The sequence below is a fragment of the Candidatus Infernicultor aquiphilus genome, assembly GCF_002784285.1.
GTDB classification, from domain to species: domain Bacteria; phylum Atribacterota; class Phoenicimicrobiia; order Phoenicimicrobiales; family Phoenicimicrobiaceae; genus Infernicultor; species Infernicultor aquiphilus.
In genome coordinates this window covers 1-3,604 of the sequence record NZ_PFKO01000221.1, presented here as the reverse complement: position 1 = coordinate 3,604, position 3,604 = coordinate 1, and the positions used below count along the sequence as shown (strand labels likewise).

Below are 3,604 nucleotides of genomic sequence, written 5' to 3'. Positions count from 1 at the left end.
TGATCTGGAAGAATATGTTCGCCCGGACTGGTGGAGTCGCATCTTTAATTACCTTTACTTGAGGACTGATGCCGACATAATAAATGACCTGAATATAACTTCTCACGAAATTGACTTATTTTTAGAAATTCTTAACCTCTCACCAGATGACAAAATTCTTGACTTATGTTGTGGACAGGGTAGACATTCCCTCGAACTAGCTAGAAGAAATTTTAAAAATATTGAAGGATTAGACCGCTCCCATTATCTCATCCAAAAAGCCAAAACAACTGCAAGAAAAGAAGATTTAAATATTAGATTTAGAGAAGGTGATGCTCGTAAAATCCCCTCCTCGACCGATTCCTTTGATTTGGTAATGATATTAGGAAATAGTTTTGGCTATTTCGAGACTACCCAGGATGATTTAAGAGTACTAAAGGAAGTTTTTAGAGTTTTAAAACCTTGGGGAAAGATTCTTATTGAGGTCACTGATGGAGATTACTTAAGGAATAATTTTCAGGCCAGGTCTTGGGAGTGGATGGATAAAAAACATTTTGTTTGCAGAGAACGCTCACTTTCTCTTGATAAACAACGTTTAATATCAAGAGAAGTTATTACTCACACCGAAAAAGGTGTTATAGCAGATCAATTCTACGCTGAAAGGCTCTACTCTAAAGAAAATTTAACCCGAATCTTGGAAACAGCAGGTTTCAGTAATATAACTTTTCAAGGGCAAATTTCTCCTGATTCCAAGCGAAATCAAGATTTAGGTATGATGGAAAAATGCCTAATTGTTACCGCAGTAGAAAAAAAACTATGGACTCCGGTTAAAATTAAATTAAAAAAAGAAACCAAGAATGTGGCAGTAATTTTAGGAGATCCTAATAAACCAGACCTTTTAAAACCTTCTACCGTCTTTGATGACGATGATTTTTACACTATAGATCAGTTAAAAGCAGGATTAAGAGAACTAAAAGATTTTCAATTTGTCTACCTGAATAGCCACGATACTTTGATTCAGGAATTAACCAAATTGAAAGGAAACATTGATTTTGCTTTTAACCTCTGTGATGAAGGTTATAATAATGATGCACAAAAAGAGCTTCATATACCCTCCTTATTGGAAATGCTCAGCATTTCTTACACTGGCTCAGGACCCCAATGTCTGGCCTACTGTTATGATAAATCATTAGTACGTGGAATTGCCAGAGAAATGGGAATCCCAGTACCCGAAGCTTTCTTTGTTAAGCCCGAAGATATTACTTTTGGATTACCCTTTAATTTCCCGGTAATGGTAAAACCTAATTTCGGTGACTCCAGCTTTGGAATTACCCAAAGGAGTGTGGCAAATAGTTTTGAAGAATTAGTAAACGCTATTTCAGAGATCAGGGAAAAATTTGGCTATGAGAAACCTATTCTGGTGGAAGAATTTCTTACCGGAAAAGACCTTAGCGTGGGGATAATAGGGAATCCCCCTGAATCTTATACCGTATTGCCTCTGATTATGACTGATTATTCCTCACTGCCAGAAAATTTACCCAAAATTTGCGGATATGAGTCTAAGTGGCTTCCGGATACACCCTACTGGAATATAAAATCTATTCCCGCTAACCTTCCCGAAAATGTAGAAAAATTTATTATAGAATGCTGTTTAAAGTTATCGGAGAGATTAGAATGTAGAGATTACTGTCGATTTGACTGGAGACTCGATGCTAATGGTAACCCAAAACTCCTGGAAGTAAATCCCAACCCAGGTTGGTGCTGGGATGGTCATCTGGCCAAGATGGCAGAGATTGCTAATATACCTTACATAGAAATGTTAAAAACAATTCTACAAGCAACTGAGCAACGGATAGGTAAGACAAATACAAACCATAATTAATAAAATACATAGGATATGTCCTTCGTATCAACCTTGGGAGTTAACGAAGTCACTATGGGCAATTTGGGTAAAGCCTGGTGAACTAAGTGACCCCTATTGGTCGAAATCAGAAGCTTGTTTCTTTACAAACCACCTCTTTGATTGTTGGTTTTTAATGTCAAATTGTGGGTTGCGGATTGTTTTTTATAAAAAATCCTTTTATTATTTATCTAAAAGTTTTGATTCATAGGAAGTTTTATTCTGTTTTTTATCTTGATATCTTTCTAAAGCTAACTGAATTAATCGATCAATCAACTTCGAATAAGAGACACCACTTGCTTCCCATAGGCGAGGATACATACTAACTGAAGTAAAGCCGGGAATCGTGTTAATTTCATTAAGATATATTTTATTTTCCTTTTTAGTTACAAAAAAGTCTACCCGAGCCATTCCTGCGGCATCAATGGCCTGAAAAGCGCAAAGAGCAATCTTTCGAACTTTTTCAGATACTTCTTCGGGTAAATCTGCCGGAATAATTAATTGGGTGGCCTGGTCAATATATTTTGAATCATAATCATAAAACTCCCCGGCTGGTTTGACTTCACCCACTACCGAAGTTTGGGGTTCATCATTTCCTAAAACGCTACATTCTATCTCTCTTGCTCCTTCTAATCCCTCTTCAATCAAAATCTTTCTATCATAAGAAGAAGCTAAATCTAGGGCTTTTTCCAATTCTTCTTTGCGGTGAACTTTGGTTATTCCTACGCTTGAACCTAAATTGGTGGGTTTTACAAAAAGAGGAAATTCAAAAGTGTTTTGAATTAAGGATAATATTTCTTCTTTATCTTTCTGCCAATCTTTTCTTTTTATAGTTAACCATTTTAATACTGGCAAACTTTTTTGTCTAAAAATGGTTTTCATTAATTCTTTGTCCATAGAAACTGCCGAGGAGGCCACTCCTGCTCCTACATAAGGAATATCAGCCAATTCTAAAAGGCCTTGGATGGTTCCGTCTTCTCCATAAGGTCCATGTAATACCGGGAAGATTACATCCAATTTTCCTTCCCAGGTTTCTTTTTTAAATTCCTGATGATTATCTATGCTGATTAAACTTTTGCCAGAAGGATTATTTACTAAAATCACAGTGCTTTTTCCTTCGATTTTACCCGATTCAAGAGCTAAAGCAGATTCATAAGGAGAGATCCATCTACCCTCTTTAGTTATGCCAATTGGTATTACAATATATTTATCTCTATTTATGGCTTTTATAATTGAGGAGGCAGAGCAAAATGAAACCTCGTGTTCCCCTGACCTTCCGCCAAAGATTATCCCCACTTTTAGTTTTTTAGCTCTCATCTTTTTCCTTTCTATAATTTTAAATAAAAATTATTTGGTATTTAAATTTAAAATATCCATGCTACCTTCTTCAATATTTAAATATAAAAGTTTGTTTCGAAAAAGTTTCCCTTTTTTTAATAATATTTTAATCACTTCCTGGGCTTCCCAAGCAGCAATTAAGGCAGGGATTACCGCCGGGGCACCTAATTCTACCTCACTACCACGTTCAGGTAATTTTTCTTTAGGGCCATAGATTAGTTCTAATCCTTTATCTTCAGGAAATATAGTAGTAAGCTGACCGTTAAATCCGGCTACTGCACCATGAACCAGGGGAATCTTTAAGCTCTGGCAGGCATGCTGGAGTATGAAACGTGAAGGGAGATTATCCAGAGCATCTACTACTACCTCTACCCCCTGAATAATGTT

General features: G+C 36.3%; 3 protein-coding genes. 1 reads left to right on the top strand and 2 read right to left on the bottom strand.

The genetic code is table 11. From position 1 onward, the window contains the following. Positions 1 to 1,861, top strand: a 1,861-nt coding sequence (locus COZ07_RS05760; protein ID WP_406607621.1) for a methyltransferase domain-containing protein, incomplete at its 5' end; no start/stop codon positions are given. Between the two features lie 201 nt (positions 1,862 to 2,062). Here the strand turns inward: COZ07_RS05760 and COZ07_RS05755 are convergent. Continuing rightward, positions 2,063 to 3,196, bottom strand: a complete 1,134-nt coding sequence (locus tag COZ07_RS05755; protein ID WP_406607620.1) for a D-alanine--D-alanine ligase family protein — start codon at positions 3,194 to 3,196, stop codon at positions 2,063 to 2,065. 30 nt (positions 3,197 to 3,226) lie between these two features. After that, a partial coding sequence (locus tag COZ07_RS05750; protein WP_406607619.1) for a HesA/MoeB/ThiF family protein occupies positions 3,227 to 3,604 on the bottom strand: 378 nt, incomplete at its 5' end.

Bases quoted from the DNA above. Each gene is read 5' to 3' on its own strand.
- COZ07_RS05755 (WP_406607620.1), bottom strand. From the start codon at position 3,196: ATGAGAGCTAAAAAACTAAAAGTGGGGATAATCTTTGGCGGAAGGTCA.